This window comes from Streptomyces sp. NPDC028289, from assembly GCF_055565975.1.
In genome coordinates this window covers 39,941-66,446 of sequence record NZ_JBVHTI010000001.1, presented here as the reverse complement: position 1 = coordinate 66,446, position 26,506 = coordinate 39,941, and the positions used below count along the sequence as shown (strand labels likewise).

General features: G+C 73.5%; 22 protein-coding genes and 1 riboswitch. Of the genes, 4 read left to right on the top strand and 18 right to left on the bottom strand.

Translation table 11 applies throughout. The annotated features are described in order from the left end of the window. Window positions 1–36: 36 nt before the first annotated feature. From cobC to cobM, 6 genes are read right to left on the bottom strand one after another with little or no spacing between them, the layout of a single operon-like run. The gene (gene cobC / locus ACZ4UV_RS00320; RefSeq protein WP_467835004.1) at window positions 37–1,158 is read right to left on the bottom strand and encodes an Rv2231c family pyridoxal phosphate-dependent protein CobC; all 1,122 of its coding nucleotides are present in this window, start codon (window positions 1,156–1,158) and stop codon (window positions 37–39) included. Beyond that, on the bottom strand, window positions 1,148–2,074 hold the full coding sequence (locus tag ACZ4UV_RS00315; protein ID WP_451022248.1) for a sirohydrochlorin chelatase: 927 nt from the start codon (window positions 2,072–2,074) through the stop codon (window positions 1,148–1,150). The genes cobC and ACZ4UV_RS00315 overlap by 11 nt, the downstream gene beginning before the upstream one ends. Next, the gene (locus ACZ4UV_RS00310) at window positions 2,071–2,655 is read right to left on the bottom strand and encodes a precorrin-8X methylmutase (protein WP_451022247.1); all 585 of its coding nucleotides are present in this window, start codon (window positions 2,653–2,655) and stop codon (window positions 2,071–2,073) included. The genes ACZ4UV_RS00315 and ACZ4UV_RS00310 overlap by 4 nt, the downstream gene beginning before the upstream one ends. Continuing rightward, the gene (cobJ, locus tag ACZ4UV_RS00305; protein ID WP_451022246.1) at window positions 2,652–4,355 is read right to left on the bottom strand and encodes a precorrin-3B C(17)-methyltransferase; all 1,704 of its coding nucleotides are present in this window, start codon (window positions 4,353–4,355) and stop codon (window positions 2,652–2,654) included. Before cobJ ends, ACZ4UV_RS00310 begins: the two co-directional genes overlap by 4 nt. Then, window positions 4,352–5,641 carry a precorrin-6y C5,15-methyltransferase (decarboxylating) subunit CbiE gene (gene cbiE / locus ACZ4UV_RS00300; protein WP_451022245.1) on the bottom strand — a complete coding sequence of 430 codons (1,290 nt, stop codon included), beginning with the start codon at window positions 5,639–5,641 and terminating at the stop codon, window positions 4,352–4,354. Before cbiE ends, cobJ begins: the two co-directional genes overlap by 4 nt. Continuing rightward, complete coding sequence (gene cobM, locus ACZ4UV_RS00295; protein WP_467834999.1) at window positions 5,638–6,486, bottom strand: precorrin-4 C(11)-methyltransferase; 849 nt, start codon at window positions 6,484–6,486, stop codon at window positions 5,638–5,640. The genes cbiE and cobM overlap by 4 nt, the downstream gene beginning before the upstream one ends. Window positions 6,487–6,570: 84 nt before the next feature. On the opposite strand from cobM, the gene ACZ4UV_RS00290 reads away from it, so the two are divergent. After that, complete coding sequence (locus ACZ4UV_RS00290) at window positions 6,571–7,299, top strand: ZIP family metal transporter (RefSeq protein ID WP_451022243.1); 729 nt, start codon at window positions 6,571–6,573, stop codon at window positions 7,297–7,299. Window positions 7,300–7,310: 11 nt separating this feature from the next. On the opposite strand, the gene cobI is transcribed toward ACZ4UV_RS00290, so the two are convergent. The 10 genes from cobI to ACZ4UV_RS00240 form a co-directional block, all read right to left on the bottom strand. Next, window positions 7,311–8,057, bottom strand: a complete 747-nt coding sequence (gene cobI, locus ACZ4UV_RS00285; RefSeq protein ID WP_390038509.1) for a precorrin-2 C(20)-methyltransferase — start codon at window positions 8,055–8,057, stop codon at window positions 7,311–7,313. Beyond that, window positions 8,042–9,523 carry a cobyrinate a,c-diamide synthase gene (locus ACZ4UV_RS00280; RefSeq protein WP_467834995.1) on the bottom strand — a complete coding sequence of 494 codons (1,482 nt, stop codon included), beginning with the start codon at window positions 9,521–9,523 and terminating at the stop codon, window positions 8,042–8,044. Before ACZ4UV_RS00280 ends, cobI begins: the two co-directional genes overlap by 16 nt. Then, a complete protein-coding gene (gene cobO, locus ACZ4UV_RS00275; RefSeq protein WP_293997213.1) occupies window positions 9,523–10,122 on the bottom strand; it encodes a cob(I)yrinic acid a,c-diamide adenosyltransferase in 600 nt (199 codons plus the stop codon). The genes ACZ4UV_RS00280 and cobO overlap by 1 nt, the downstream gene beginning before the upstream one ends. Continuing rightward, on the bottom strand, window positions 10,122–12,131 hold the full coding sequence (locus ACZ4UV_RS00270; protein ID WP_467834992.1) for a putative cobaltochelatase: 2,010 nt from the start codon (window positions 12,129–12,131) through the stop codon (window positions 10,122–10,124). Before ACZ4UV_RS00270 ends, cobO begins: the two co-directional genes overlap by 1 nt. Beyond that, complete coding sequence (gene cobN, locus ACZ4UV_RS00265) at window positions 12,128–15,796, bottom strand: cobaltochelatase subunit CobN (RefSeq protein WP_451017419.1); 3,669 nt, start codon at window positions 15,794–15,796, stop codon at window positions 12,128–12,130. Before cobN ends, ACZ4UV_RS00270 begins: the two co-directional genes overlap by 4 nt. After that, window positions 15,793–17,325 (bottom strand): cobyric acid synthase, encoded by a 1,533-nt coding sequence (locus tag ACZ4UV_RS00260; protein ID WP_451017420.1) that lies wholly within the window; start codon window positions 17,323–17,325, stop codon window positions 15,793–15,795. Before ACZ4UV_RS00260 ends, cobN begins: the two co-directional genes overlap by 4 nt. Continuing rightward, window positions 17,322–18,263 (bottom strand): cobalamin biosynthesis protein, encoded by a 942-nt coding sequence (locus tag ACZ4UV_RS00255; protein ID WP_467834989.1) that lies wholly within the window; start codon window positions 18,261–18,263, stop codon window positions 17,322–17,324. Before ACZ4UV_RS00255 ends, ACZ4UV_RS00260 begins: the two co-directional genes overlap by 4 nt. 101 nt (window positions 18,264–18,364) lie before the next feature. Further along, a riboswitch (cobalamin riboswitch) is annotated at window positions 18,365–18,504 on the bottom strand. 170 nt (window positions 18,505–18,674) lie between these two features. Then, window positions 18,675–18,902: a hypothetical protein gene (locus ACZ4UV_RS00250; protein WP_390038519.1), complete on the bottom strand. Its 228-nt coding sequence runs from the start codon at window positions 18,900–18,902 to the stop codon at window positions 18,675–18,677. Between the two features lie 18 nt (window positions 18,903–18,920). Further along, window positions 18,921–20,183 (bottom strand): inorganic phosphate transporter, encoded by a 1,263-nt coding sequence (locus ACZ4UV_RS00245; protein WP_451017422.1) that lies wholly within the window; start codon window positions 20,181–20,183, stop codon window positions 18,921–18,923. Window positions 20,184–20,358: 175 nt separating this feature from the next. Then, window positions 20,359–21,117, bottom strand: a complete 759-nt coding sequence (locus ACZ4UV_RS00240; RefSeq protein WP_451017423.1) for a lysozyme — start codon at window positions 21,115–21,117, stop codon at window positions 20,359–20,361. 196 nt (window positions 21,118–21,313) lie between these two features. On the opposite strand from ACZ4UV_RS00240, the gene ACZ4UV_RS00235 reads away from it, so the two are divergent. From ACZ4UV_RS00235 to ACZ4UV_RS00225, 3 genes are all read left to right on the top strand, one after another. Further along, complete coding sequence (locus tag ACZ4UV_RS00235) at window positions 21,314–22,048, top strand: class II aldolase/adducin family protein (RefSeq protein WP_451017424.1); 735 nt, start codon at window positions 21,314–21,316, stop codon at window positions 22,046–22,048. Window positions 22,049–22,140: 92 nt separating this feature from the next. Continuing rightward, window positions 22,141–23,268 carry an alpha/beta hydrolase gene (locus ACZ4UV_RS00230; RefSeq protein ID WP_451017425.1) on the top strand — a complete coding sequence of 376 codons (1,128 nt, stop codon included), beginning with the start codon at window positions 22,141–22,143 and terminating at the stop codon, window positions 23,266–23,268. Window positions 23,269–23,654: 386 nt separating this feature from the next. Further along, window positions 23,655–25,043 carry a hypothetical protein gene (locus ACZ4UV_RS00225; protein WP_451017426.1) on the top strand — a complete coding sequence of 463 codons (1,389 nt, stop codon included), beginning with the start codon at window positions 23,655–23,657 and terminating at the stop codon, window positions 25,041–25,043. Window positions 25,044–25,064: 21 nt separating this feature from the next. On the opposite strand, the gene ACZ4UV_RS00220 is transcribed toward ACZ4UV_RS00225, so the two are convergent. Continuing rightward, window positions 25,065–25,478: a VOC family protein gene (locus tag ACZ4UV_RS00220; protein ID WP_351502187.1), complete on the bottom strand. Its 414-nt coding sequence runs from the start codon at window positions 25,476–25,478 to the stop codon at window positions 25,065–25,067. 115 nt (window positions 25,479–25,593) lie between these two features. Beyond that, window positions 25,594–26,484 carry a KPN_02809 family neutral zinc metallopeptidase gene (ypfJ, locus tag ACZ4UV_RS00215; RefSeq protein WP_451017428.1) on the bottom strand — a complete coding sequence of 297 codons (891 nt, stop codon included), beginning with the start codon at window positions 26,482–26,484 and terminating at the stop codon, window positions 25,594–25,596. Window positions 26,485–26,506: the final 22 nt, after the last annotated feature.

Below are 26,506 nucleotides of genomic sequence, written 5' to 3'. Positions count from 1 at the left end.
GCTCGCCCACGGTCCGCAGTTCCCCAGCCCTTCCCCTCACGCCCGTGTCAACATCAACGCCTGATCAAGCGCCTGCAGGAACCGGTTCACCGTCACCCGGTCCCGCACCGCGATCCGCACCCACTCCTCGTCCAGCCCGGGAAACGTGTCCCCCCGCCGCACGGCGTACCCCAGCACCCGCAGCTGCCGCCGCACGGCCGCCGCCCCCGCCATCCGGACGAGCACGAACGGCCCTTCCGCCGGCCCCGCCACCCGCACCCCCTCGGGCGCGAACTCCTCGAGGCCCGCCACCAGATGGGCCCGGTCGGCGGCGACACGGTGCGCCGCATGCGCCGCCTCCGCCAGCGCGCGCGGCGCCACACACGCCTCGGCCGCGGCCAGCGCGGGTGTGGACACCGGCCACAACGGCTGCGCCCGCTCCAGCTCCGTGATGATCTCCGGCTCGGCCAGCACGTACCCGATCCGCAGCCCGGCCAGCCCCCACGTCTTCGTCAGGCTCCGCAGCACCACCAGACCCGGCACATCGGCCCGCCCGGCCAGCGCCTCCCGCTCGCCCGGCACCGCGTCCATGAACGCCTCGTCGACCACCAACGTCCGCCCGGGACGCGCGAGTCGGGCGATCACCCCGGCCGGATGCAGCACCGACGTCGGGTTCGTCGGATTGCCGATCACGACCAGGTCGGCGTCCTCCGGGACGGCCGCCGGATCCAGCCGGAACCCGTCCGCCTCCCGCAGCAGCACCCGGTCCACGGTGTGCCCGGCGTCCCGCAGCGCCGCCTCCGGCTCGGTGAACTGCGGGTGGACCACCACCGGCCGGCGCACCTTCAGCGCCCGCGCCAGCAGGACGAACGCCTCCGCGGCGCCCGCCGTCAGCAGCACCCGCTCCACCGGCAGCCCGTGCCGCGCCGCGACCGCCGCCCGTGCCGCCCGCCCGTCCGGGTAGGCCGCCAGCCCGCACAGCGACTCCGCTATCCGCTCCCGCAGCCAGACCGGGGGAGTGCCGGTGCGCACGTTGACCGCGAGGTCGACGAGCGCCGGACCGCCGTCCCGGACCTCGGCGTCGCCGTGGTGCCGCAGATCGTGCCCGCCCGGGGCACCTCCGGGGTCTTCGGGGCCTCTGTCGCCTCCTGGGCCGCCGGGACCGTCCTCAGTGCGCATGCGCGTGCCCGCCATGGTGATGGTGTCCGTGTCCGTGGTGGTGGCCGTCGTCGTCCGGGTGGAAGTGCGGCTGCTGCGGCAGCCCGACCTTGTCCTCGAAACCGGGCAGCGCGATCCGGTAGACGCACGAGTCGCAGTTCATCCGCAGATCACCCTCTACCGCCTCCCGGTACCGCTCCATCACCAGGTCCAGCAGTTCCGGCTCGGGCCCGATGACGTCCGCCGAACACACCTCGATCTCCGGGTGCGCGGCCGCCCAGCCCTCGGCCTGCTGGCGCACCCGGTCCGGCAGGATCCCGGTGAAGAGAAAGTACGGCAGGACGACGATCCGGCGCGCCCCCAGTCTCAGACACCGGTCGAGGCCGCTCGGCACGTCCGGCGCCGCCAGCGACACGAACGCCGTCTCCACCCCGGCGTACCCGCGGCCCTCCCACAGCAGCCGGGCCGCCTTGTGCACCTCGGCGTTGGCGTCGGGGTCCGTCGAACCGCGGCCCACCAGCAGCACGGTCACCTCGGCGCGGTCCCGTGCGGCCCGCGAGGAACCGCCCAGCGCCTCGTCCAAGCGCCGCTCCAGGACCGACAGCAGGGAGGGGTGGGGTCCCAGCGGACGGCCGTAGGTGTACGAGATCCCCGGGTGCCGCTCCTTCTCCCGGGCGAGCGCCGCCGGGATGTCGCCCTTGGCGTGCCCGGCGGAGACCAGCATCAGCGGTACCGCGGCGAACCGCCGTACGCCCTGCTCCACCAGCTCGGCCACGGCGTCGCCGAGCGGCGGCGGGGACAGTTCGATGAAGCCGCCCGCGACGGGCAGTTCGGGGTGGCGGCGTCCCAGCTGCCGCACGAAGTCGCGGAACGCCTCGGCCCCGGCTTCGTCCCGGGTGCCGTGGCCGGCGATGAGCAGGGCGGGCGGGGTGGTCACAGGGTCTCCTCGGAAGTGGGGTGGTACAGCAGGGCGTTGAGCGCGGCGGCGGCGACCGCCGAGCCGCCCTTCTCGGACACGTTGCTCACGGCGGGCAGCCCGCTCGCCCGCAACGCGGCCTTGGACTCGGCCGCGCCGACGAAACCGACGGGCAGACCGATGACGAGCGCGGGGGCGGCGTCCAGCGTCAGCAACTCCTCCAGCGCGGTCGGCGCGTTGCCGATCACCCACAGGGCGCCGGGCCCGACCTGCTCGTAGGCGAGCCGGATCGCGTGCGCCGAACGGGTCAGACCGGGTTCGGACCCGGCGTCGCGCAGCCGGCACACCGTCTCCCTGCGGGTGATCCCGGCGGCGACCATCTCGACGTCCACGACGACCGGCGCCCCGGCGTGCAGCGCCGCGTGTGCCTTCACCAGGTCGGCCTCGTCGGTCACCAGGTCGGCCGCGTACTCCAGGTCGGCGGCGGAGTGGATGACCCGCTCCACGACCGCCCGGGTCAGCGGCGGGAAGTGCGAGGTGTCCAGGCGGGCGCGCAGCCGCCGGTAGGACTCCTGCTCGATGGGATGGACGACCCGGTTCACTTGCCCTCCTCCTGAGCGCTCGCCTGCCAGCGGTAGCCGCGCGGGGTGACCATGCGCCCGGCGATGTTCCGGGTCGCCGTGTTGCCCACGGTCACGACGGTCATCATGTCGACCCACGCCGGGTCCAGCGCACCCAGGGTGGTCAGCCGGCTCGACTCGTCGGGGCGCGAGGCGTTGCGTACGACACCGACGGGCGTCGCCGGCTCCCGGTGCCCGGCGAGGATGGCGAGCGCCTTCGGCAGCTGCCAGTCGCGGCCCCGGGAACGCGGGTTGTAGAACGTCACGACGATGTCCGCCTCGGCCGCCGCGCGCACCCGGCGCTCGATGACCTCCCACGGCGTGTGCAGGTCGGACAGGCTGATCGAGACATGGTCGTGGCCGAGCGGCGCGCCCAGGATCGCCCCGGCCGCGAGCGCGGCCGTGACACCGGGGACGCCGATCACGTCGATGTCGTCGGAGGCCTCGGCCAGCGCCGGGGAGGCCATGGCGTACACGCCCGCGTCCCCGCTGCCGATCAGCGCGACGGCCTGCCCGGCGCGCGCCTCGGCGACCGCGGTACGCGCCCGCTCCTCCTCCGCGCCGAGCCCCGACTCCAGGATCCGGGTGCCGGGCCGCAGCAGGTCACGGATCTGGTCGACGTACTGGTCGAGGCCGACGAGCACCGCAGCGCGCCGTAGTTCGGCCCTGGCGCGCGGGGTGAGCAGGTCCCGGGCACCGGGACCGAGGCCGACGACGGCGAGCCGCCCGCGCGCCGGACGCCGTACGACGGCACAGGTCGCCATGGCGGGCCGGTCGTCCTCGCGCTCCGACTTCCGCTTGGGGACGAGGAGTTCGCCGCCCCGCGCGAGGGCCGCCGCCTCGGCGACGGAGGGGGTGCCGACGGCGGCGAGGGGGGCGTCCGAGGGGTTGGGGACCCGGACGCCGGCCAGTTCCTCGGCGGAGTACGTCACCAGCGGGACCCCGAGCCGCGCGGCCGCCGCGACGATCCCGGGTTCCCCGGCCTTGGCGTCGACGGTGGCGAGTTCGGCGATGCTGCGCGGCGACAGCCCCGCGTCCCGCAGCGCCGCGTCGACGAGGCCGAGCACCTCGTCGACGGGGGCGCCCTTCGAGGCACCGACGCCGACGACCAGGGACGGCGGCCGCAACAGCACCTCGTTCTCGCCGGGTTCGACCGCGCGGTCGGTCAGCCGGACGTGGTGGGCGCCCTCCTCCGCCAGCGGCAGCGGCGGCAGCGGCCACGCCGACTCGGCGTGCAGCGCCACCGGTTCGCCGTCCAGCAGGGCCCGCGACACGGCCGCCACCGAGCCCTCGACCGGGAAGCCGAGGGTGTCGAGCCCGGGCAGCCCGACCGAGTCGGTCGCGGTGGTCACCACCGGCTGCGCGGCCAGCACCTCACCCACCTCCCGGGCGAGTTCGTTCGCGCCGCCCCCGTGCCCGCCGACCAGCGACACGGCGAACCGCCCGCCCTCGTCGACGCACACCACACCCGGGTCGGTCGCCTTCCCGCCCAGCAGCGGGGCGATCAGCCGGACCACCGCACCCGTGGCCAGGAAACACACCAGCTGCTCGCACTCCGCGAACGCGGACCGTACGGCGTCCTTGACGGGACCGTCGTACACCCGCGTGCGGTCCGGCCACGCCGCGGCCAGCCGGTCGCGCGCCGCCGCCCCCGCCGCGGTGGCGGAAATGAGGCCGATCACAGAGCAACTCCTTCGTCAGACAAGGGGGTTCGCGTTCCCCACAGCAGGAACACGGGATTGGTCGCCGCCAGCCGGGTCACCTCGCCCGGCAGCGGCGCGAGACGGGAGGACTGCAGCAGTACCCCGTCACAGGAGAACCCGGCACCGGTGAGCGCCGCACGCGCCGCCGGTACCCGGTCCAGCGCGGCCATCGCGACCACCACCGTCCGCCGGGCGCGCGCGGCGCAGGTGCCGACGATCGCGGGCAGTTCGGCCCCGCCCCCGCCGATGAACACGGCGTCGGGGTCGGGGAGGCCGGTCAGAGCGTCCGGTGCCATGTCACACACCACATCCACGTACACCCCGTGCGCCCGGGCGTTGGCCGCGATCCGCTCCACCCCGTCCGCCGCCTTCTCCACGGCGACGACGGCGGCGCCGAGGCGTGCGCACTCCACCGCCACCGACCCGGAGCCCGCGCCGACGTCCCAGACCAGGTCGCCGAGGCGGGGCCCGAGCCGGGCCAGCGCCAGCGCCCGTACCTCGAACTTGGTGATCATCGAGTCGCGGTGCGCGAACTCGTCCTCGCCGAGGGCCCACCCGGCGGGTTCCGCCCGGCCCCCCGCCACCGTCCGCACGGCGCCCGGCGCCCGCGTCCGCGCCTCGTCGAGGCACAGCACCACGCTGACGTCCGGCCCCCAGTCGCGGTCCGCGGCCTCGGCGGGCGTGACCCGCTCGACGCGCTCCCGCGCGGAGCCGAGCGCCGAGGCGACGACGAGGACGCGCGCGTCGGACCCGCCCACGGGCCCGCCCGGTGGCGTGCCCGGGGGTGTGCCGATGGTCTGCCGCAGCGCCGCCCCCAGCTCCGCCGGACCCGCCCCCGGCCCCGTCAGCACCGCGACCTTCGGATGCGCCCGGCAGACGTTCACCGCCGTGCGGGGGTCGCGTCCGTGCGCGCTCACCACCACGGCGTCGTCCCAGGGCAGCCCGATGCGGGCGAAGGCGACGGCGACGGACGACACCCCGGCCCGCACGTCCAGCCGGTCCGTGCCGAACCGCTCGGCCAGCACCCGCACGATCCCGAAGAAGCCGGGATCCCCCGAGGCCAGCACGGTCACGGGCAGGTCCTTGCCGACGTACTCCCCGATGGTGTCGAGGGCGGGCGCCAGCGGCCCGAGGACGACCCGCTCGGCCCCCTCCGGCAGCCGTACGGCGTCCAGATGCCGCCGTCCCCCGACGACCAGCCGGGCGCCGGCGAGCACGCCGGGCGGCAGCGGGGTGCCCGTCCCCGTACCGACGACCGTGATCATGTACTGGCCCCCCGCTCGCGCAGCTCCCGCCGGGCCTGCGGATCGGCTTTGCGGAAACCGTGGAAGTGGCCGGGGTGGTAGAGGTGCGAGCGGGTGCCGTGGGCGGCCAGGGCCGGGCCGACCAGGAAGAGGGTGTGCTTCCAGAGCTTGTGCTCCTTGACCGTCTCCTCCAGCGTCTCGATCGTGCACCGCACGACCAGCTCCTCCGGCCAGGTCGCCTGGTAGGCGATGACGACCGGGGTGGACGTGGGGTAGCCGCCCTCCAGCAGCTCGCGCACCAGCTGCCCGCTGCGCGCGGCGGAGAGGAAGATCGCCATGGTGGTCCCGTGCCGGGCGAACTCCCGCACCTCCTCCCCGGGCGGCATCGGCGTCTTGCCACCGCCGAGCCGGGTGAGCACGACGGACTGCGCCACCTCGGGAATGGTCAGCTCGCGCTGGGCCAGCGCGGCCACGGCCGAGAAAGAGGAGACACCGGGCACGATCTCGACCTCGATGCCGATCCCGGCACACCGGTCGACCTGCTCCTGGGTACCGCCCCAGAGCGCCGGGTCCCCGGAGTGGATACGGGCCACCCGCAGCCCCTCCGTCCGGGCCCGCTCGTAGACGGCGACGACGTCTTCGAGGGACATCGTCGCGGAATCCAGAACCTCCGCGTCCTCGCGCGCGTGCTGGAGGACCTCCGCCTGGACCAGGCTCGCGGCCCAGATCACGACGTCGGCGTCGGCGATCGCGCGCGCGGCCCGGAACGTCAGCAGATCGGCTGCGCCGGGGCCGGCACCGACGAAGGTCACCTTGCCGGTGGGAGCGTCGCCGGCGGCAGCGGCGGAGGCGGCGGCATCGGCCATGGAAAATCGGTCCTCTCTGGACAAAGGGTGTTACTCGTGGTGCTGGATGTGCGCTGAGGCGGGTCGATCGGATAGCAAGGGCACATGGCGGTCTTCGTCGCGCTCGGCGCGTTCCTGATGACGCTGGCCGGCGGCTGGACGGCACAGCGTGTGACCGACCGTCGTCACCTGGTCCTCGGACTGGCCGGCGGTCTGATGCTCGGTGTGGTCGGCCTCGACCTGCTGCCGGAGGCGCTGCGCGCGGCCGGCCGCGAGGTCTTCGGCGTACCGGCCGCCCTGCTCCTGTTCGTGGCCGGCTTCCTCCTGGCCCATCTGGTGGAACGCACCCTGGCCCTCCGCCAGGCCGCCCACGGCGCCGACGAGCACGGCCACCGGGCGCCCGAGGTGGGCCTGACGGCGGCCGGTGCGATGGTCGGCCACAGCGCGATGGACGGTGTGGCGATCGGTGCGGCCTTCCAGGTGGGTGGCGGCATGGGCGCGGCCGTGGCGCTCGCGGTCATCGCGCACGACTTCGCGGACGGCTTCAACACGTTCACGATCACGAGCCTGTACGGCAACGCGCGCCGCCGGGCGATAGCGATGCTGGTCGCCGACGCCTGCGCACCGGTCCTCGGCGCCCTCTCCACGATCTTCTTCACCATCCCGGAGGGCCTGCTCGGCGGCTATCTCGGCCTCTTCGGCGGCGTCCTGCTCTACCTGGCCGCCGCCGAGATCCTCCCGGAGGCCCACCACGAGCACCCGGCCCGCTCGACGCTGCTGTGCACGGTCGCCGGCGCGGCCTTCGTCTGGCTGGTGGTGGGCATCTCCGGCTGACGCCCGACCGCTCACAGCTTCCCGCCTCTGCCGCCGTCCCGGCGCGGGGGTGCGATGAGCGTGGAGAGGTACGGCAGCGGGGAGCCGTCGAGCTCGGCGGCGGGCCGGACGGACTCCTCGGTCAGCCCCAGCGCCGACCCCCACACGGCGTCCTCGATCCGCCCGGTCTCCCGCAACGCCTCCAGGACCGCCCCGGCCTGCCGCCCGAACTTGTACGCCACGACGGTCCCCGGCCCGCTCAGCGCGTCCTTGAGCACCTCGGCCCCCGCCGTCACCGGCACCAGCGTCAGCGGCTCGGTCCCCTCGGTGAGCACGGCCCCGGACCGGGCGGCGAGATCCTGCATGGCCGTGATCCCGGGCACGGTCTCGACGACCACGTCCGGCACCAGCTCGGCGATGGTCTGCGCGAGATACGTGAACGTCGAATAGACATTCGGATCCCCGATGGTGGCGAAGGCGACCGCCCCGTTGCCCCGCAGCAACTCGGCGACCCGGGCCCCCGCCGCGTCCCAGGCAGCCTCCCGCCGCCCCCGGTCACTGCGCTCGTTCAGCGCGAAGACGACCCGTACGACCTTCTCCGCGCCGACGTAGTGCAGCACGGTGGCCTCGGCCCGCCCACGCTCACCGGTGTCCATCACCGGCACCACGACGACATCGGCCGCACGCAGGGCGTTGACCCCCTTGACGGTCACCAGCTCGGGGTCACCGGGCCCCACCCCGACTCCGATCAACCTGCTGCTGCTCATGACGTCCGGCACCTCTCCACGAACCTTCGGGCCACACCGGGTTCGGACGCCCAGTGCGTGTGCAGATAACTCGCGTGCACACCCCGCTGTACAAAACCTTCGACCCGCGGCCGGGGCGCACGCACCCCCCACGCGGGAGCCGCTCCCGCCCCCGGCTCCACCACGGTCCGGTGAAACTCGTGCCCCCGCATCCGCGTCCCCGCGACGGCCAGCACACTGTCACTCACGGCAACGGCGTCCCGGTACCCCAGGGTCAGCCGTTCCGACATCCGCGCGCTCGCGTCCAGCACCCCGCACATGGGCAGCCCGTCCAGCTCCCGGCACAGGTAGAGCAGCCCGGCACACTCGGCGGCGACGGGAGCACCGCGCTCCGCGAGGGCGGCGACGTCCTTGCGCAGCACCTCATTGGCCGACAACTCCGCGCCGTACACCTCGGGAAACCCGCCCCCGATCACCAACCCGTCCGTCCCGTCGGGCAGCCGCTCGTCCCGAAGCGGATCGAACACGACGACCTCAGCCCCGGCAGCGGCAAGCAACTCGGCATGCTCGGCGTAGGAAAAGCTGAAGGCAGCCCCGCCGGCAACAGCGACGCGCACCCCCACCAGCCCGTCCGGCGTTTGAGGACGAGGCCGTTCAGGCCGAAGCGGGGGTCCGGGGGCGGCAGCCCCCGAAGGCGGGGTCGAAGGGGCGGCAGCCCCTGGTGACGGGACGGGTAGGGGCGGCGGGGGCGAGGAAACCAAGGCCGCACCCGCATCCCACGCCGCACCACCCGGCACCGCCCCGGCCCCCCGCGCCAACCCCATCAGCGCCTCCAGGTCACACCCGTCGGAAACCTGCGCGGCCATCGCCGCCACCGCATCCACGGCCGCCCCCCGCCGCTCGGCGACCGGCACCAACCCCAGATGCCGAGACGGCGTACCCACCTGCGCCACCCGCCGCAACACCCCGAACACCGGCACCCCCGCAGCGTCCAGCGCCTCCCGCAGCAACTCCTCGTGCCGGTCCGACCCCACCTTGTTCAGGATCACACCCCCGACCCGCACCTCCGGATCCCACGACGCGAACCCGTGCACCAGCGCCGCCACCGACCGCGACTGCGACGACGCGTCCACGACCAGCACCACCGGCGCCCGCAACAGCTTCGCCACATGCGCGGTGGACGCCAGCTCCCCTTCCCCCGCGGCCCCGTCGTACAGCCCCATCACGCCCTCGACGACGGCCAGGTCACAGCCCCGCGCACCGTGCGCGAACAGCGGGCCGATCAGCTCCGGCCCGCACAGGTACGCGTCGAGGTTCCGCCCCACCCGCCCGGTCGCGAGCGCGTGGTACCCGGGGTCGATGTAGTCGGGCCCCACCTTGTGCGGAGACACGGCGAGCCCGCGGGCGGCGAACGCGGCCATCAACCCGGTGGCAACGGTGGTCTTGCCGCTGCCGGACGACGGCGCGGCGACGACCAGCCGGGGCACGGACGAGGACATCACCACTCGATGCCCCTCTGCCCCTTCTGCCCCGCGTCCATCGGGTGCTTGACCTTGGACATGTCGGTGACGAGGTCGGCGAGGTCGACGAGCTTCCCGGGCGCGTTCCGCCCGGTGATCACGACATGCTGGGTCCCCGGCCGGTTCCGCAGCACGTCGACGACCTCATCGGTGTCGACCCACCCCCAGTGCATCGGGTACGCGAACTCGTCCAGCACGTAGAGCCGGTAGGTCTCGGCCGCCAGATCCCGCTTGACCTGCTCCCAGCCCTCCCGCGCCTTCTCCTCGTTGTCCATCTGCGCGTCGCGCTGCACCCAGGACCAGCCCTCGCCCATCTTGTGCCAGTCGACCGTCCCGCCCTCGCCGGAGGCGCCCAGCACCCGCAGCGCGTTCTCCTCGCCGACCTTCCACTTCGCCGACTTGACGAACTGGAACACCCCGATGGGCCACCCCTGGTTCCAGGCCCGCAACGCGAGCCCGAACGCGGCGGTGGACTTGCCCTTCCCGATCCCCGTGTGCACGACGACGAGCGGCCGATTACGGCGCTGACGAGTCGTCAGCCCGTCGTCGGGCACCACACTCGGCTGTCCCTGCGGCATTACGCGGCCCTCCTCGAACGCCCCTGAACGTCCTTCACCAGTCCGGCGATCGAGTCCGCCCGCAGTTCGTCGAGCGTCACCGCGGTACCGCCCAGCTCACCTGCCAACTGCCCGGCGAGCCCCAGCCGCACCGGCCCCGACTCGCAGTCCACGACCACCGAGGCGACCCCGCCGGCGGCGAACAGCCGCGCCGCGCGCCCGGCGAGCGCGACCGGCTCGGGGCCACCGGTGGCGCGGCCGTCGGTCACCACGACCACCAGCGCCCGCCGTGCCGGGTCCCGCAACCGCTCCACCCGCAGCACGTCATGCGCCTTGAGCAGCCCGGCGGCGAGCGGCGTGCGCCCACCCGTCGGCAGCGACTCCAGCCGGGCCGCCGCCGCGTCCACCGACGAGGTCGGCGGCAACGCCACCTCGGCCGCGGCCCCCCGGAAGGTCACCAGCCCCACCTTGTCCCGCCGCTGGTAGGCGTCGAGCAGCAGCGACAGCACGGCACCCTTCACCGCACCCATCCGCTGCCGGGCCGCCATCGACCCGGACGCGTCGACCACGAACAGCACGAGGTTGCCCTCACGCCCTTCCCGGGCCGCCTGCCGCAGATCGTCCCGCCGGAGCACGAGCCCCGGCCCCGACCGTCCGCGGGCCCGCTGATGCGGGGCGGCGGCCTGGACGGTCGCCGCCAGATGCAGCTTGGTCAGGGCACCGCGCGGCCGTCGGGCACCCGTCGTCCGCCCGTGCTCGGTCCGCGCCCGGGACCGCCGCCCGGCGGCACCCTCGCCGATCCCCGGCACGCTCAGCACCTTGGTCCGAAAGGGCTCGGCCGCCCGTACGGGCGCCTGCTCCCCGGCACCGGCCTGCTGCGGCACGCCGTCGCTCTCCCCGGCCTCGGGCCGGGCGGCGTCCCCCGTCGCACCGTCGCCCTGCGGCCCCTCGTCGGGCTGCGGCTGCCCGCCACCCCCACCGGGACCGTCCGGATCCGGATCGTCGTCCCCGGACTCCCCGGAGAACTCCTCCAGCGTCTGGTCCAGCTTGTCCTCGTCAAGTCCCGGCGCGTCGAAGGGGTTGCGGCGCCTGCGGTGCGGCAGCGCCAGCAGCGCGGCCTGCCGTACGTCCTCGGCGAGCACCTCGGTCCGCCCGGCCCACGCGGCCAGCGCGGTCGCCGTCCGGGCCATCACGATGTCGGCGCGCATCCCGTCGACCTCGAAGGCCGCGCAGGTCGCCGCGATCTGCCGCAGCGCCCCGTCGCCCAGCCGCACCGACGGCAGCAACTCCCGTGCCGCCGCGATCCGCTGCCGTACGGCGGCCTCCTCGCCGGCCCAGCGCGCCGCGAAACCCGCCGGATCGTCGTCGTACGCGAGCCGTCGCCGTACGACCTCCACCCGCTGGTCGGGCTCACGGGAGGCGGCCACCTCGACCGTGAGGCCGAACCGGTCGAGCAACTGCGGCCGCAGCTCGCCCTCTTCGGGGTTCATCGTCCCGACGAGCAGGAAGCGCGCCGCGTGCCGGACCGACACACCCTCGCGCTCGACGTACGACGCGCCCATCGCGGCCGCGTCCAGCAGCAGGTCGACCAGGTGGTCGTGGAGGAGGTTGACCTCGTCGACGTAGAGGATGCCCCGGTGCGCGTCGGCCAGCAGACCCGGCTCGAAGGCCTTCACGCCCTCCGCCAGGGCGCGTTCGATGTCCAGCGCGCCCACCAGCCGGTCCTCGGAGGCCCCGACCGGCAGTTCGACCATGCGCGCCGGGCGGGTCTCGAAGGCGCCGGGCGGGTTGTGCGGGCCGTCCGGGCAGGCCGGGTCGGGCGCGGCCGGGTCGCAGGAGAAACGGCAGCCGGCGACGACGTCCACGGCCGGCAGCAGCGCCGACAGGGCACGTACGGCGGTGCTCTTCGCGGTGCCCTTCTCGCCGCGCACCAGCACCCCGCCGACCGCCGGCGAGACGGCGTTCAGCAGCAGCGCGAGCCGCAGGTCGTCCTGGCCGACGACGGCCGTGAACGGGAACGGGGTACTCACTGGTCGTCGCCCTCCGAGTTGCCTTCCAGGTCGCCTTCGAGCTCGAGGTAGGTGGCGCGCAGCCGCTCCAGGGTGTCCGCGTCCGGCTCGGCCCACAGGCCCCGGTCGGCGGCCTCCAGGAGCCGTTCGGTGATGCCGCGCAGCGCCCACGGGTTGGACTTCTTCATGAAGTCCCGGTTCTCCGCGTCGAAGACGTACTCCGCGCTGAGTTTCTCGTACATCCAGTCGTCGACCACGCCCGCCGTGGCGTCGTAGCCGAAGAGGTAGTCGACGGTCGCCGCCATCTCGAAGGCACCCTTGTAGCCGTGCCGGCGCATGGCCGCCATCCAGCGGGGATTGACCACCCGGGCCCGGAAGACGCGGTGCGTCTCCTCGCCGAGCGTCCGGGTCCGCACCTGGTCCGGCGTGGCCGAATCACCCACGTACGCCTCGGGGCTGGCGCCGGTCAGATGGCGGACCATGGCGACCATGCCGCCGTGGTACTGGAAGTAGTCGTCGGCGTCCACGAGGTCGTGCTCGCGGGTGTCCACGTTCTTCGCGGCGACGGCGATCCGCCGGAACGCGGTCTCCATGTCCCCGCGCGCCGCCCGCCCGTCGAGCCCGCGGCCGTAGGCGTAACCGCCCCACACCGCGTACACCTCGGCGAGGTCGGCGTCGGAGCGCCAGTTGCGGGCGTCGATCAGCGGGAGCAGGCCGGCACCGTAGGCACCCGGCTTGGAGCCGAAGATCCGGGCGGTGGCGCGCCGCCGGTCGCCGTGCTCGGCGGTGTCCTCGTCGGCGTGCGCCCGCACGTAGTTGGACTCCGCCGGCTCGTCCAGCTCGGCGACCCTGCGCACCGCGTCGTCGATCAGCCCGACCACGTGCGGGAACGCGTCCCGGAAGAAGCCGGAGATGCGGACCGTGACGTCGATGCGCGGCCGGCCCAGCTCGTCGAGCGGGATCACCTCGAAGCCGGTCACCCGCCGCGACGCGTCGTCCCAGACCGGACGGCAGCCCAGCAGCGCCAGGATCTCGGCGATGTCGTCGCCCTGGGTGCGCATCGCGGAGGTGCCCCACACCGTCAGGCCCACGGACTTCGGGTAGGCGCCGGTGTCCTGGAGGTACCGCTGCACGAGCGAGTCGGCGAGCGACTGGCCGACCTCCCAACTCAGCCGGGAGGGAATCGCCTTGGGGTCGACCGAGTAGAAGTTGCGGCCGGTGGGCAGGACGTTGACCAGGCCTCGGGTGGGGGAGCCGGACGGGCCGGCCGGGACGTAACCACCGTCCAGAGCCTTCAGGATGTGCCCGATCTCGTCCGTGGTGCGCGCGAGCCGCGGCACGACCTCGGTGCACGCGAACTCCAACACGGCCACAGCGTCCGGGAGTTCGGTGCCGAGGACCTCCCGCACCAGGGTGCGGCTCTCGGCGGCCGCCCAGTCCCGCTGCTCCATGCCCTCCGCGACCCGGCGGCACAGCTGCTCCAGCAGGTCGATCGCGTCGGCCGCGGTACGCGACGGACCCTCGACCAGATCCGACAGCTCGACCGGCACCTTCACCGGCGCGCCCGGCTCGGCCAGCAACTCCTTCTCGACCAGACCGAAATGCGCGGCGAAGGCGGCGCGAAGCCCGGGCAGCGCGTTGGCCTGCCCGCCCCACACCTGCGAGGCGCGCAGCACGGCCAGCACCAGGTTCACCCGCGGCTCGCCGACCGGTCCGCCGCCCAGGATGTGCAGGCCGTCGCGGATCTGCACGTCCTTGATCTCGCACAGATAGCCGTCGATGTGCATGACGAACTCGTCGAAATCGCCGTCCTCCGGCTGCTCGTCCACGTGCAGGTCGTGGTGGAGCTCGGCCGCCTTGACCAGCGTCCAGATCTGGGCGCGCACGGCCGGCGCCTTCGTCGGGTCCAGATCCGACACCAGCGCGTACTCGTCGAGCAGCTGCTCCAGTTTGGCCAGGTCGCCGTAGGTGTCGGCACGGGCCATCGGCGGCACCAGGTGGTCGACGACCGTGGCGTGCCCGCGCCGCTTGGCCTGGGTGCCCTCGCCGGGGTCGTTGACGATGAACGGGTAGATCAGCGGCAGGTCGCCGAGGACCGCGTCCGGCGCGCAGCCCGCACTCAGGCCGAGGCCCTTGCCCGGCAGCCACTCCATCGTGCCGTGCTTGCCCATGTGCACGATCGCGTCCGCGCCGAAGGAGTTCTCGAGCCACCGGTAGGCCGCCATGTAGTGGTGCGACGGCGGCATGTCGGGGTCGTGGTAGATCGCGATCGGGTTCTCCCCGAAGCCGCGTGGCGGCTGGATCATGACGACGACGTTCCCGAACCGGAGGGAGGCGAGCACGATGTCGTCGCCGTCCACATACAGGCTGCCCGGCGGCTCGCCCCAGGCCTCCGTCATCGCGTCCCGCAGCTCCGGGTCGAGCTTCTCGAACCACGCCCGGTAGTCCGCGAGCGGCACCCGCGCGGGCGCGGCGGCCAACTGCTCCTCGGTCAGCCACTCGACGTCGTGCCCACCTGCCTCGATGAGACGGTGGATCAACTCGTCGCCGCCGGAGGGGTACTCGGTGACGCCGTACCCGGCGTCCTTGAGGGCGTCCAGCACCCGCACCGCGGACGCGGGCGTGTCCAGGCCGACCGCGTTGCCGACCCGCGAGTGCTTGGTCGGATAGGCGGTGAAGACCAGGGCGACGCGTTTCTCCGCGTTCGGCTTGTGCCCCAGCCGGGCGTACCGCACGGCGATTCCGGCGACGCGTCCGGCCCGCTCGGGGTCGGCGACGTACACCGGGACGTCGTCCGGCCCCTGCTCCTTGAAGGAGAAGGGGACCGTGATCAGCCGTCCGTCGAACTCCGGGATCGCGACCTGCATCGCCGCGTCCATGGGGGAGAGGGCGGCGTCGGACTCGTCCCAGGCCGCGTGCGGAGAGGTGAGGCAGAGCCCTTGCAGGACAGGGATGTCGAGATCGGCGAGAGCGCCGATGTCCCAGGCCTCCTCGTCACCGCCGGCCGAGGCCTGGGAGGCGTGGGTGCCGCCCGCGGCCAGGACGGTGGCCACCAGCGCGTCGGCCCCGGCGAGGATCTCGTACAGCCCGGCGTCCGCCCCGCGCAGCGAACCGCAGTACACCGGGAGGGCGTTGGCGCCGCGCGCCTCGATCGCGTCGCACAGGGTGTCCACGAAGGCGGTGTTGCCGCTCAGTTCGTGGGCCCGGTAGAAGAGCACCCCGACGGTCGGGCGGCCTTCGACCAGCGGACGCTCGCCGTGGACGCCGTACTCGGGCATCTTCTGCGGCTCGTCGAACCCCTCGCCGGTCAGCAGCACGGTGTCGGAGAGGAACCGGGCCAGCTCGGTGAGGTTGGCGGGGCCGCCCTCGACGAGGTACCTGAGGGCTTCGGCCACCACACCGGCGGGGACCGACGACTCGGCCATCAGCTCGGCGTCCGGCACCGCCTCGCCGCCGAGCAGCACGGTCGGGATCCCGGCGGCCTTCAGGGCGGCGAGCCCGTCCTCCCAGGCGCGCTTGCCGCCGAGCAGCCGTACGACGGCGATGTCCGCGCCCGCGACGAGCGCGGGCAGCTCCTCCGCGACGTCGACGCGCGTCGGATTGCCGATCCGGTAGTCGGCACCGGAGGCGGCCCGGGCCGCCAGCAGATCGGTGTCGGCGGTCGACAACAACAACACAGTGCTCATGCGGGCGCTCCCGGTGGGATGAAAGGCAGTCCTTGCGGCGCGCCCGACTCGATGAGCCGCCAGAGCGCGTCCGTGTCCGCGTGCTGTTCGATCAGGTCGCCGAGCCGGTCGAGCTGCTCCTCGCGCAGCGCGGCGAACGAGGTGTCGGGGGCCGGTACGAACCGGCGGCCCGCGGCGGCCGCCACCTCGCGCAGGAAGGCCCGGCGGAAACCGTCCGACTCCAGGGAGCCGTGCCAGTGCGTGCCCCAGGTCTGCCCGACCCGGCAGCCGTCCAGGCTGTGTCCTCTGTCATCAGAGATGAAGGCATCGCCGCCGACGACTTCGGCGACCCCGTGATGGATCTCGTACCCCTCGACCCGCTCGCCGAGTGCCGTCCCCTCCGGCCGGGTAAGGATCTTCTCGGGGGCGAACCGCACCCTTAGGGGCAGCACCCCGAGACCCTCCACCCGCCCCCGCCGGCTCTCGACCTCGTCCTCGATGTGCTCCCCGAGGATCTGGAAGCCACCGCAGATGCCGAGCACCGGCCGTCGTTCGGCGGCCCGGCGCCGCAGCGCCTCGGCCAGCCCCCGCTCCCGCAGCCACTCCAGGGCGCGGACCGTCCCCCGGGTGCCGGGGACGATGACGAGGTCGGCGTCGGCCAGCTCCTCCGGCCGGTCCACGAACCGCACCACGACGCCCGGTTCGGCGGCCAGCGCGTCCACGTCCGTGAAGTTGGACATCAGGGGGATCGCACAGACGGCGACCCGCAGGACGTCCTCCCCGACGGGCGGGGCGACGTTCGACTCGCGCACGGTCCCGCGCAGGGAGACCCGGAGCCCGTCCTCCTCGTCGATGCCGAGGCCGTGCCGGAAGGGGAGGACGCCGTAGGTGTGGCGCCCGGTGAGCCCGTGGAGCATGTCGAGGCCCGGCTCCAGCAGCGAGACGTCCCCGCGGAACTTGTTGACGAGGAACCCGGCGACGAGGGCCTGGTCCTCCGGCGAGAGCAGCGCCACGGTCCCGAAGAACGAGGCGAAGACACCACCGCGGTCGATGTCACCGACGACGAGCACGGGCAGCCCGGCATTCCGGGCGATCCCCATGTTCACGATGTCGGTCCGGCGCAGATTGATCTCCGCCGGACTGCCGGCCCCCTCACAGATCACCGCGTCATACGTGCCCCGCAACTCGGAGAGACAGTCGAGCACGGTTCCGAGCAGCTTCTGCTGCCGCCCGCCGTGGTAGCCGCGCGCGCTCAGTTCGCCGACGGGCTTGCCGAGCAGCACGACCTGACTGCTCTGCTCGCCGCCGGGCTTCAGCAGCACGGGGTTCATGAGCGCGGTCGGCTCCACCCGGCAGGCCTGCGCCTGCATGGCCTGCGCCCGCCCGATCTCGGCACCTTCGCGCGTGACAAAGGAGTTGAGGGACATGTTCTGCGCCTTGAACGGCGCGACCTTCACACCCTGCCGCACCAGCCACCGGCAGATACCGGCGGTGACCACACTCTTCCCGGCGTCGGAGGTGGTACCGGCGACGAGGAGGCCACCGCTCATGACGTACGTCCCTTCGCGACGAGGCGCGCGGCGACGGTCACGCCGAGCGCGAGCAGACCGACACGACGGGAGAGCCGCACCGCCCGCCCGATGTCCACGACCTCCACGGCCCGCCCCTTCTGGTTCAGCACGGGCCGGTGCTCGACCCGCCCCGCATACGACAACGTCCCCCCGAGCCGCACCCCCAGCGCCCCCGCGAACGACGCCTCCACGGGCCCCGCGTTGGGACTCGGATGCTTCGCCGCGTCGGCCCGCCAGGCCCGTACGGCCCCCCGCCGGTCGTCCCCGGCCACCGCGGCCAGCACGGCGGTGAGCCGTGCCCCCGGCCACCCGGCCAGGTCGTCCAGCCGCGCGGAAGCCCACCCGTACCGCCGGTACCGGGCCGACTTGTGCCCCACCATGGCGTCCAGGGTGTTGACGGCCCGGAACCCCACCAGCCCGGGGACGCCGGCCACGGCTCCCCACACCAGCGCGCCCACGACCGCGTCGCTCGTGTTCTCGGCGACGGACTCCACGACCGCACGGGCGATCCCGTCGGCGTCCAGGGCCTGCGGGTCCCGTCCGCACAGATGCGGCAGCCGGGCGCGGGCGGCCTCGACATCGTCGGCCTCCAGGGCCCGCCCGATGCCGTGGGCCTCGCGCGCGAGCGAAGTACCGCCGACCACGGCCCAGGTGGCCGCGCCGGTGAGGACCACGGACGCGGCGGTGGACGGTCGTACGATCCGCTGGGCCACGGCACCCAGCGCCACGGCGCCGCCGGCGCACACGGCGGTGTGCAGCGCGCCCCACCCGCGGTGGTCCCGCCACAGCACCCGCTCCACGGCCCCGGCCACCCGTCCGAACACGGCGACCGGATGCCCCCGGCGCGGATCGCCGAGCAGCAGATCACCGAGAAGGCCGGCGGCGGCGCCGTACGCGAAGACGCGATCGGCACCCATCGGCTCAGCCGGCCGCGGGGTCGGGAACGGGCCGGGTACTCAACCTCGATCGGCAGCCGCGCATGGCGTTATGTCCTCACTCAGGGTGTCCGCGCCCTGGTTCGACGAGACCGGCGGTGAGAGTTCCTGGCTCCCGGGGATTGCTACCCCGGTGACAGTGGCGGGACCGCGCCGGATTCACACCGGCTTCCTCTCTTGCCGCCGTACATGGCTCCGGAAGTCCACCACGCCCCCGGAAGACCCGTCAACCTGGCGTTGACCTGCGAGGGGAGTGTGTGGGAAGGCCCACACCAGTTGCCCGGCGGGGCCTGTGGGGAATGCCGAAGGCTCCTCTCCGGGGGATGGAGAGGAGCCTTCGCGGTGCCGACGAGGCCCTTTGCGCCGGGCCTTCGAGCGACGGGCCTTCTCGTGTCAGGCCTTCGCCACGATCAGGTGGATGCCGTACGCCACGGCCGCCGCGCAGGCCGCGAAGCAGAGGTAGGCGGCCGTGACGGCCAGGGCCGCGGAGCCGCCCTGGGCGGTGGCGCGTTCGCGGGCGGAGAGGCCCTTGATGCCGAGGGTGAAGAGGGTCACCAGGCCCACGGTGGCCACGAGGCTGACGCCGAAGACGGAGCCGATGGCTGCCCAGTCGATGTTCATGTCGGTTCTTCCTCGGGGTCAGACGGTGGCGGCCGGGTCGGTCGCGGGAGCGGCCGGGGCGGAGGTGGAGGCAGGGGCGGGGATGGTGGCGGTCAGGTCGTCCGTGACCGTGACCGCGACCGTGCCCGCGGGCGGCGGGGTCACGGCGGCGATCGCCGTGGTCACCACACCGGCCGGCTCCTCGGTGCCGACGACGTTGCTGCTGTCCACGACCTCGCGGCGGGAGAGCTTCCAGATCGCGGCGCTGGAGGCGACGAGGAAGACGGCGACGACCGCCGTACCCCAGTCGCCGAGGTCCGTCACGGACTCGGCGAGCGCGCCGACCAGCGCGGCGGCGGGGAGGGTGAGCACCCAGGCGACCATCATGCGGGTCGCGGTGGACCAGCGGACCGTGCCGCCCTTGCGGCCGAGGCCCGCGCCCATCACGGAACCGGAGACGACGTGCGTGGTGGAGAGGGAGAAACCGAGGTGGGAGGAGGCCAGGATGGCGGTGGCCGCGCTGGTCTGGGCGGCGAAGCCCTGCTGCGGCTGGAGGTCGGTCAGGCCCGTGCCCATGGTGCGGATGATTCGCCAGCCGCCGATGTAGGTGCCGAGCGCGATGGCGAGGCCCGCGGAGAGGATGACCCAGGTGGGAGGGTTCGAGCCGGGAGCGATGGCACCGCCCGCGATCAGCGCGAGGGTGATGATGCCCATCGTCTTCTGTGCGTCGTTGGTGCCGTGCGCGAGCGAGACCAGGCCGGCGGAGGCGATCTGGCCGGCGCGGTAGCCCTTGCGGGTGGCCTCGTCCTCGGCGTTCTTCGAGAGCGTGTAGGAGAGGCGGGTGGAGAGCGTCGCCGCGAGGCCGGCGACGACGGGGGCGGCGACCGCCGGGAGCAGGACCTTGGTGACGAGCACGTCGCCGTGGACCGCGCCGAAGCCGGCGGAGGCGACGGTGGCGCCGATCAGACCGCCCATGAGGGCGTGCGAGGAACTGGAGGGCAGGCCCACCAGCCACGTCACCAGGTTCCACAGGATGGCGCCGACGAGGGCGGCGAAGATGACCTCGGGACGAATGCCGTTCTCGTCGACGAGACCCTTGGAGATCGTGTTGGCGACCTCCACCGAGAGGAAGGCGCCCACCAGGTTGAGCGCGGCGGACATGGCCACCGCGATCTTGGGCTTGAGCGCACCGGTCGAGATGGTCGTGGCCATCGCGTTGGCGGTGTCGTGGAAACCGTTCGTGAAATCAAACGCGAGTGCGGTTACCACCACAATCGCGAGGATCAGCGAGAAGTTTTCCATTTACCCAGGCAATCTTTCGAGGTCATTGGCTGTTGGACCGTAGGCAACCTGAATGAACGGAAGGTGAACTGGGGCAGTCCTGGTGGTGTATGAGATCGACTTTCGGGGTGACCGTGGGCGGGGTGGGGCGAGGCCGCCGTCCCGGTTCCGGTCCGGCGGCCCAGTCGCCCGTTGGTCAGAGGCCCAGGGCGAACGACTTCAGCCGTCCCGCCGACCCGTTGAAGAGATTCTGGTCACCCGGCAGGCTGCCGCTGTTGTCGTACTGCCAGAAGGTCCACGACGACCATCCGGCCGGCAGTGTCCCGGCGTCCGCGGAGCCGTGGCGGGCGATCCACAGCGCGTGGTCGGCGGCGAACGCGCTGCTGCCGCCGGTGCAGAGGTCCCACCAGTTCGTGGTCGTGTAGATCACCGGCCGCCGGCCGGTCTCCCGCTTCAGTTCGTCACTGAAGGACCTGATCCACCGGACCATCCCGGAGTGGCTCAGTCCGTAGCACCGGTGCTTTTTGTCGTACGGGTTGTACTCGACGTCGAGCGCGGGCGGCAGCGTCCACCCGTCCGCCGTCCAGGTGCCGCCGTGGCCCACGAAGTACGCGGCCTGCCGGGCGCCCGACGACTTGTCCGGCAGGGCGAAATGGTACGCGCCCCGCCTGATGCCGGCCTCGCGGGAGCCGTTGTACTGCTGCTCGAAGTACGGGTTGCGGTAGGTGGTGGACTCGGTGGCCTTGATGTAGACGAACCTGGCGCCGTTCGCCCTGGCGCTCGTCCAGTCGACGTTCTTCTGGTGCGAGGAGACGTCATGCCCCTTCGGCAGGCTCGCCGCGGACGCCGGTGTGCCGGCGAACGCGGTCGCGGTGCACGCGAGGGCGAGCGCCGCCACGGACGCCGCGAGGGCGCGGACGCGGTGGCGGGACGGCGGAATACGGTCACGGGCCATGTTTCCCCCCGGAATGGCGACGTGTACGAAAAATCGTCCAGAGATTATTGGAAGATCGGCGTATCCTCGGCGATCTTCAGCCAAGCCGGGAAATGGAACTCTTTGTGGCGGTTTGCGCTCTACTGGATTCGGGACGTCAGGCCTAAAGTGCCCTGCCGCGCAGGCCGGTTGGGGCGTCGCCTGACAGGATCGGGCCATGGCTGAGCAGCGGCGGGACGAGCGCGACGGACGGGACGGACGGGCCGGCGCACAAGATGTGTCGGAGCCGCGAAGGCGGGATGTGCGCGCGGAGGAGGCGGACGCCTGGCTCGAACTCGTCGCCACCGCCCGCCGCACGGTCTCCGACGGACTCGTCGTCGGCACCTCCGGCAACGTCTCGGTCCGCGTCGGCGACACCGTGCTGGTCACACCGTCGGGTGTGCCCTACGACCGGCTCGCTCCGGACGACGTGACGGGCGTGGACCTCGCCGGCCGCCAGGTCCTCGGCACCCTGGTCCCGACCAGCGAACTGCCGATGCACCTCGCGATCTACCGCAGCACCGACGCCGGGGCCGTCGTCCACACCCACGCCGTCCACGCGACGGCCGTCTCCACGCTCGTCCCCGAGCTGCCGGCGATCCACTACATGTCCGGCGCCCTCGGCGGCGCGGTCCGGGTTGCCCCGTATGCGACGTACGGCACCCGCGAGTTGGCCGAGAACATGCTCCGCGCCCTGGCCGACCGCTCCGGCTGCCTCCTCCAGAACCACGGCACGATCACCTACGGCACCACCCTGACCCAGGCCTACGACCGCACCGCCCAGCTGGAGTGGATGTGCCGCCTGTGGCTGACGGCGTCCGCGGTCCCGGGCCTGACCCCGACCCTGCTCTCCCCCGACCAGGTGACGGAGGCGGGGGAGAAGCTGAGGGGATACGGGCAGCGGGAGGGGTGAACCCCGGCCGGGCGGGAAGGCGGATCCAGTGGCTTCGTCGATTTCTCCCTCCTCCACTGGCCGACACCGGAGTCCGCCCGGACACTGGACAGGTGCGCCCAGTCAAAGTCACGGTCGCTGCCGTCGGTGCCGTACTCGCCGCCGGTGCGGCCGGTGTGGCCGCGGGGCGGTTCGCCAGTGACGCCGCGCTGAAGGCACCGCCCGGCCGCCCTCTGCCCACCGAACCCCGGCTCACCGTGCACGGCACCGCGGCCGGCCGCATCACCCTCACCCGCGACCTCGCCTCGCTGCGCCCCGGCACCTACGGCCTGGCCGGCGACGGCTCGCACGCGGTCGTCGGCGCCGTCCTGGAGTCCGCCGCGAGCACCGCCGACACCGTCGTACGGCGGCTGGAGCGGGTGACCCACGGCACCTTCGAGACCGGCGACCCGGCCTGGCTCACCGCCAACGTCCATGTCGGCAACCCGGGCACGGCCCTGGGCCTGGAGTACGCCGACATCGACCTGCCCGGCGAACTCGGCCCGCTGCCCGCCTGGTTCGTGCCCGGCCACCGGGACACCTGGGTGATCGCGGTACACGGCCTCGGCACCACCCGCGAGCACCCCATGAACGTCATGGCGTTTCTGCACGCCCGGCGCCTGCCGGTCCTCGCCCTCGCCTACCGCGGCGACCTCGGCGCCCCGCGACCCCCGGACGGCCTGAACCACCTCGGCGAGAGCGAGTGGCGCGACCTGGACGCGGCGATCCGCTACGCCGTCCGCTACGGCGCCCGCCGCGTCGTTCTGCACGGCTGGTCCACCGGCGCCACCATGGCGCTGCGCGCCGCCGCCCACTCGGCACTGCGCGATCGGATCTCCGGGCTGGTCCTGGACTCCCCGGTACTCAGCTGGGAGGCCACCCTGCGCGCCCTCGCCCAGGCCCGGCACACCCCCGAACCCCTGCTGCCGCTCGCGGTACGCGCCGCTCAGGGCCGCGTCGGCCTGCACGCCGACCACGCCGCCGACCCCGTCGACCCGGGACAGCTGACCGTGCCCACCCTGATCGTGCACGGCCCGGACGACACGGTGGCCCCCTGGGTGTACTCCCGCAGGCTCGCCGAGCGGCGCCCCGACCTGGTGGCCCTGCACACCGTCCCGGACGCCCCGCACGGCGCGATGTGGAACGCCGACCCGGAGGAGTACGAGGAACGGCTGCGCCGGTTCCTCACGCCCCTGATGTGACGGTGCCCCGGCGCACGCGCCCCGGCGCCCCCTCTGTCGAGCGGTCGCTGACGAGCGCGTCCGGCATCCGCCGGCACCCCCGATGTGATTCTTCCCGCACCCGCCGGCCCTTCCCCTCCGCGGCCGCGGCCGCTCCCCGTCCCAAGCCGGAAACCCCGGTTCCGGCCGGTCCCGGAGGTTCCGTTTAACGCCGTACCACTGGCCTGAACATGTCTCCTCGCCTCGCCTCACACCCCGTGCGTTGGCCAGTCCCGTCGCCCGCCGTGACATTCCGTTTGGGTTTTCGGACCGTCAACCGGAAGACTGCACCCGTGACGTCCCGTATCCCGCGCGACTCAAGGCTTCGACTCGTCCGAACGCGACCCCTGGCCGCCGCCCCCCGAGCGATGAACCAGCGGCCCGCGCGCCGCCCCGCACCCCGCCCGCCCGAGGGCACCCCGGCCCCCGCCGAGCTGGCCAGAATGGCACGCTCCGGCCTGGCCGGCGCGGCCCGCGTCGCCCACTGGGCCGACGCCGCCCTCGGGCCGGGCAGCGACGGCGCGACCGCCGACGGCAAGGCCACCCTCTCCGACGCGTCCGCTGAACGCGCGTCCGACGACCTGGGCCTGACCGCCGCTCAGGTCCGCGCCGACTGGGACACCGCCCGCCTCGCCGGTCTGGTCGAGGTGCACGGCGACAGCGCGCGCCCCGGCTGGCGCCTGCGCGCCTGGGACCGCGACGACAGCGCCGTGCTGCGCGGCTGGGTCGCCCTCTTCGACGCCTGGTCGCTCGCCCACCCGGAGCCCGCCGAGTTCGAGGCGGCCGCCGTCGCCGAAGTCGTCTCGGCCATGCCCCAGGTGCTCTCCTTCCTCCAGCTGTCCGCCGGTCCCGTCCCGGTCGAGCAGCTTCTGGACCTGCTGGGCCAGCGGGTCACCGAACTGCGCACCGAGCGCTGCGAGGTCCCCTACGACACGGAGAACGGCACCGGGACCGCCAGACCGCTCGCCGCCGTGCGCTCCGCCGACGCCGACCCGGCGGACCACGCCCCGGCCGAGGACCCGGCCCCCGCCGACGAGGCCGAGCTCGCCCCGCTCCTCGACTGGTCGCTGCACGCCCTCGCCTCCGTCGGCGCGCTGACCTACGGCGACGGCCAGGCCACCCTCACCCCGCTGGGCAGCTGGGCGGTCTGGGTCAAGCTGGAGCAGATCTGCGTCGCCGCGCAGAGCCCCGCCGGCAACATCGAGGTCGCCGCCGAGGAGATGCTGCGCGGCTGCGCCCAGCTGCGCCCCAACGCGGCCCGCGCCGAGTACCGCGCCTGGCTCGCCGCCCGCCCCGTCGGCGGTGCCGTCACCGAGCTCGTCGACGCCGCCCGCGGCGAGGACGCCCTGCTGCGCGGCCTCGCCTTCGAGGCGCTGCGCGTCGTCGGCGCCCCCGCCGAACCGGACGTCCGCGCGGTCGTCGACGAGCCGACCCTGCGGCCGTACGCCCTGCTGTGGCTGGCCGAGCACGACGGAGTCGACCCCGAGGACGCCCACGAGGTGCTCACCCGGGAGGAGGCCACCTGGCTCTGGGTCGACACGGCCGCCGCGGTCGCCGACCACGGTGAGGCCCCGCTGCTCGTCCGTCACCTGGAGTCGGCGCTGCAGCCCACCGTCCCCGCGCTGCTCGACGAGGTGCGCGCCGTCGGCCACCCGCGCACCGTGCAGGTCCTGGTCGCCCTCGCCGCCGCCCACCCCGACCCGGCGCTCGCCAAGGCCGTCCGCCGGGCCGCCTTCCAGGTGCACACCGGCGGCTAGCGGAAGGGCGGGCCAGGCGGGTCAGCCGGCTATCTCCGGGGCGTACGTGCCGAAGCTCCAGATGTTGCCCTCGACGTCCCGGGCCATGTAGTCCCGCGAACCGTAGTCCTGGTCCGTCGGGGGCATCAGGATCTCGGCGCCGTGGTCGACGGCGCGCTGGTGGTGTGCGTCGACGTCGTCCACGACGATGTACACCCCGGTCGGGCCGCCGCCCTCCATCGCCGCGTCGAACCGGCCGCCGCGGCCCCTGGAGCCCAGCATGACCGCACCGTTGCCCTGCACCAGCTCGGCGTGGAGCACCATGCCGTCCTCGGCCTCGTACACCGACAGTTCGGTGAAGCCGAAGGCCTCCGTCAGCTGCTTGATCGCCGCCTTCGCGTCCGTGTACAGCAGCGACGGATAGATGCTCGGCCGCCCGCCACTCGTGCCCGCCATCCCGATCACTCCCTCGTGCGTCGGTCCCCCGAAAGCCGTCGTTCCGGCCTGGTCCCAGTCTTGCACCCGGCACTGACAACGCCCCCGGTCTGTAACGTCGTTGCAGGTCAGCCGCTCATCGGAAGGTGTTGCAGCGCGCCAAGTCACCGCTCCGGTAGCCCTGGTAGAACCACTGCTGCCGCTGCTCGGCCGACCCGTGCGTCCACGTCTCCGGCGTCACCCGCCCCTGGAACCGCTCCTGGATCCGGTCGTCACCCACGGCCGCCGCCGCGTCCAGCCCGTCCTGGATGTCCGCGGCCGTCAGGCTGGTGATCAGCGGGCGGCCGGTCGACTCGTCCTTCGTGGTCGTGGCGTGGTGCGCCCACACCCCGGCGTAGCAGTCGGCCTGCAGCTCCAGCCGCACCGAATTGCTGTTCGCGCCGGTCAGGTTGGACTGCGACCGGCTCAACGTGCCCATCAGGTCCTGCACATGGTGCCCGTACTCGTGCGCCACGACGTACGCCTGGGCGAACGGCCCGCCGCTCGCGCCGAACTTGGACCGCAGGTCGTCGAAGAAGCCGAGGTCCAGATAGACCTTCCGGTCGCCGGGGCAGTAGAACGGCCCCACCGCCGAGGTCGCCGTCCCGCACGCGGTGCCGACCCGTCCGCTGAAGAAGACCGTGGGGGCGGCCGTGTAGGTGCCGTGGCGGTGCCGGAACTCCTGCGTCCAGTAGTCCTGCACGCTGTTGACCACCGCCACGATCCGGCAGTCCTCCTTGCTGTTCGCGTCCTGTCCGGTACGGCAGCTCTGCTGCACCTGGGCCAGCGAGGAGGAGGCGGGTGCGGGCGAGCTGTCCCCGGAGGAGAGCCCCAGCTGGTCCGGGCCGACCCCGAGGAACAGGGCGAGGAGCAGCGCGATCAGGCCGGCCAGACCGCCGCCGACGGTCTTCCTCCCGCCCGGGATCCGGCTGCCCCGCACGTCCTGCACCTCGGAGGTGTCCAGGTTCGCGTCGTCGTCGAACTGCATGGGGCACCGCCCTCTGCTCGCA